At 52.7% G+C, this 3,775-nt stretch carries 3 protein-coding genes; all 3 read left to right on the top strand.

The window, feature by feature from the left end; all coding sequences use genetic code 11:
* Positions 1–1,342: DUF1553 domain-containing protein (locus tag ACEW8P_RS09160; RefSeq protein ID WP_373512783.1), on the top strand; the 1,342-nt coding region annotated here is incomplete at its 5' end.
* 119 nt (positions 1,343–1,461) lie between these two features.
* The gene (locus ACEW8P_RS09165) at positions 1,462–2,916 is read left to right on the top strand and encodes a DUF1501 domain-containing protein (RefSeq protein WP_373512784.1); all 1,455 of its coding nucleotides are present in this window, start codon (positions 1,462–1,464) and stop codon (positions 2,914–2,916) included.
* A 178-nt stretch (positions 2,917–3,094) separates the two neighbouring features.
* A partial coding sequence (locus ACEW8P_RS09170; RefSeq protein WP_373512785.1) for a DUF2231 domain-containing protein occupies positions 3,095–3,775 on the top strand: 681 nt, incomplete at its 3' end.

Here is a 3,775-nt window from a genome sequence, read left to right on the forward strand (position 1 = left end):
CAAGACCAAAACCTACACCAAGGGCATTCTGGCTATGACCGCAGAGTGCGCCCAATGCCACGACCACAAATACGACCCCATTTCGCAGAAGGACTACTACTCAATGTTTGCCTTCTTCAACAATACCCCGGAAGTGGGTTACGAGGGCGATGTGGGCCAGTCTAAGCCCGCAAAAAAACCGATATTGACGATCGCCGACGCGGACGCCAAAAATCTGCTGTCGTTTCTGAATCGCAGTGACACCACCGCGCTCACGGTATCGGTGCTCGGCGAGCGCGATACGTTGCGCCCGACCTACGTCCTTGATCGCGGCGTGTACGATGCTCCAACTACGCGGGTGTACGCTCAACCACTGCCTTCGGTGATGAAATTCGACACGACCAAGTATGCCCGCAATCGCCTGGGGCTGGCTAAATGGACGGTAAACAAGAATAATCCCCTCACGGCGCGAGTATTCGTAAACCATATGTGGCAGCAGTTTTTCGGCCGCGGGCTGGTGCGCACTACCGGGGACTTCGGCATGCAGGGCGATTTGCCCACGCACCCCGAACTACTTGACTGGCTGGCTGTAGACTTTATGGAACACGGCTGGGACATCAAGCGGCTCGTAAAGCAAATCGTTACTTCGGCTACTTACCGCCAGTCAGCCAAAGTCGATCAAAAGAAAATGGCGATCGATCCTGATAACATTTATATGGCACGCGGGGCACGATACCGCATTCCTGCCGAGTTTGTCCGCGATGTGGTGCTGTCTAGTAGTGGTCTTTTGGTTGAAAAAATCGGCGGCCCCAGTGTGAAGCCTTATCAGCCGAAAGGCTTATGGGAGTCGGCCAGTTCTGGGCGCGGTGAGTTGAAAGAATATTTTCAGGATCGGGGCGATGCGCTCTACCGCCGCGGAATGTACACCTTCATCAAACTCACTGTACCACCGCCCTCGATGGGCATCTTCGATGCCAGCAACCGCGATCAGTGCGAAGTAGTTCGCTCTAAAACCAACACTCCGCTGCAAGCCCTGGTGATGATGAACGACCCAACGGTTTTGGAAGCCTCCCGCGTTCTTTCCCAGAAGCTGATGCAGGAAAAAGGCAATATCGATGCCAAAATAACCGAGGCTTTTCGACGCATTGTCTGCCGTCAACCCACTGAGAAAGAAATGTCTGTTCTGAAAGGATACTACACCGAACAAGCTGATCTTTTCAAACAAAAGAAATTGAACGCCTCCAAAACTCTGGATGTCGGCGAGTATCCCACGGCAAAAATCGCTGACCGCGCCGCTTGGGCTGCGCTTATGCAGGTCGTGAGTACGATTTATAATATGGAGGAGGCGATAACGAAGACGTAATTCAATTGAGAATGAGAGAATTAGTGATTGAGTGAATTCTACTTATGATTCGCTCGATTTTTTATTCACTAATTCACTCACCGCTCGGGCGGCCCCGTCACTAATTCAAAATTGATCTAATGGAAAAGCAAATATTCGAATACGGCTTAAACCAAAACCGTCGCCATTTCCTGTCAAAGCTCAGCTTGGGCCTGGGCAGCGTGGCGCTCGGTTCTTTGATGATGCCCGATCTTTTTAAGGGCGATCCAGAAGCCGAAGCTGATGCCGCATTGGCCGGGCTGGCGCATTTTGCACCTAAGGCCAAACGCATCATTTATTTATTCCAAAATGGCGCACCCTCGCAGTTGGACTTGTTTGACTACAAGCCCATGCTTAATAAAATGCAGGGCGAGGAACTACCTGCTTCCATCCGAGGCGAGCAGCGGCTGACGGGTATGACCTCCGGGCAATCGTCGTTCCCGCTGGCAGGTAGTTATTTTAAGTTCAAGCAACACGGTCAATCCGGGATGTGGGTGAGCGAGTTGCTGCCTAATATCGCCAATGTCGCCGACGACATTTGTTTTATCAGGACTATTCACACCGAAGCCATCAACCATGACCCGGCGCTGACGTTTTTCCAGACGGGGGCGCAGGTCGGCAATCGCCCCAGCATGGGGTCGTGGCTAAGCTACGGACTGGGGAGCGAAAACAAGAATCTGCCCGCTTTCTGTGTCCTGCTTTCACGCGGCAAGGGTAATGGTCAGGGAGTTTATTCCAAACTCTGGACCAACGGCTTCCTCGATTCGGTGCATCAGGGCGTGCAGTTCAGCAGCGGCGAGAACCCCGTCCTTTATCTTAACAACCCCGACGGTATGGACATGGCCGAGCGCCGCAAGATGCTCGACAAGCTGGCCGAACTGAACCAGGGTACTTACGAAGAATTCGGTGATCCCGAAATCAATACTAAAATTCAACAGTACGAAATGGCCTATCGGATGCAGACTGCTATGCCGGAAATCACCGACCTCAGCCGCGAACCGGAAAGTACCGTCAAGCTTTACGGGCCCGAATGCCTGGTACCGGGTACTTACGCCGCCAATGTACTTTTAGCCAGAAAACTTTCCGAGAAAGGCGTCCGCTTCGTGCAGCTTTACCATCAGGGATGGGACGCCCACGGCAACCTACCCCGCGAAATTCTGGGCCAGGCCAAAGACGTCGATCAGTCGTCAGCGGCTTTGATAACCGATTTGAAACAGCGCGGTTTACTGGATGAGACCCTGGTAATATGGGGCGGAGAATTCGGCCGTACCAACTACTGCCAGGGCAAGCTCGCTCCCGATAGCTACGGCCGAGACCACCACCCACGTGCCTTCACGGTCTGGATGGCCGGCGGCGGCGTTAAGCCGGGCGTTTATGGTGAAACAGACGAGTTTGGCTACAATATCGTCAAGGATCCCGTTCACGTCAACGACTTCCACGCTACTATCCTGCACCAAATGGGCATCGACCACGAAAAGCTAACCTTCAAGCACTTAGGCCGCCGTTACCGCCTAACCGATGTGGCGGGGAAGGTGGTGAAAGGAGTTATAGCTTAATTGTGAATTAGAGAATTAGAGAATGAGTGACGGGGCCGCCCGCGCGGTGAGAGAATGGCTCATTTTTCACCTTCCATTTTAAAATATATGACTGCATAAGATTTGTATTTTGTGAATTGAAAACTCGCGTGGTTCGCCTGATTTTTATTCACTAATTCACTCAATCACTCATTCAAAATTGATCGCCTCCCGCTTACTCTCCCTCGTCTACAACGTTACCTTCTTCCTGGTTTGCCTGCTGGCCTTTCTATTGGTTTTTGAAAGCTATTTGGTCGTGCCGCAGTGGCTGCAGGTAGCCGGGCGGATGCATCCCTTATTGCTGCACTTTCCGATCACGGTGCTGATGCTGTACGGAATCTGGGTTATTGTCTCACCCCTGCCCGAGGTGGGTTCTAAGCTCAGGTACTGGGCCGACAACGCCTTATTGCTAGGAACTTTCACGGCCACTCTGACGGCTACTCTGGGCTTCTTACTTGCCAGGGAATCTGGTTATGACGCCGATGCTCTTTACTGGCACAAATGGACGGGGGTCGTTACGGCCTTCATAAGCTTTTGCTGGTATGCTTTCCGCAATAGATTGCCCAAACATCTTCTGCCCACCAAGATTTTGTCGGGCGTGACCTTGGTCATCGTGCTGGTGGCGGGCCACTTGGGGGCCAACATCACCCATGGTGATAAATTTCTGCTGGCTCCCCTCATGTCCGACGATCTGACACCACTGGTGGCGATGGAAGACGCGCTGGTGTTCGCGCACGTGGTGCAACCTATTTTGGAAGAAAAATGCGTGAGCTGCCACAATCCGCAGAAAGCCAAGGGCGAACTTATCATGACCACCGCCGAGTTGTTTGCCAAAGGTGGC

It is taken from the genome of Persicitalea sp., from assembly GCF_041751555.1.
Lineage (GTDB): Bacteria > Bacteroidota > Bacteroidia > Cytophagales > Spirosomataceae > Persicitalea.

Excerpts from the sequence above, each read along its gene's own strand:
- ACEW8P_RS09165 (WP_373512784.1), top strand. The coding sequence starts at position 1,462 with ATGGAAAAGCAAATATTCGAATACGGCTTAAACCAAAACCGTCGCCAT.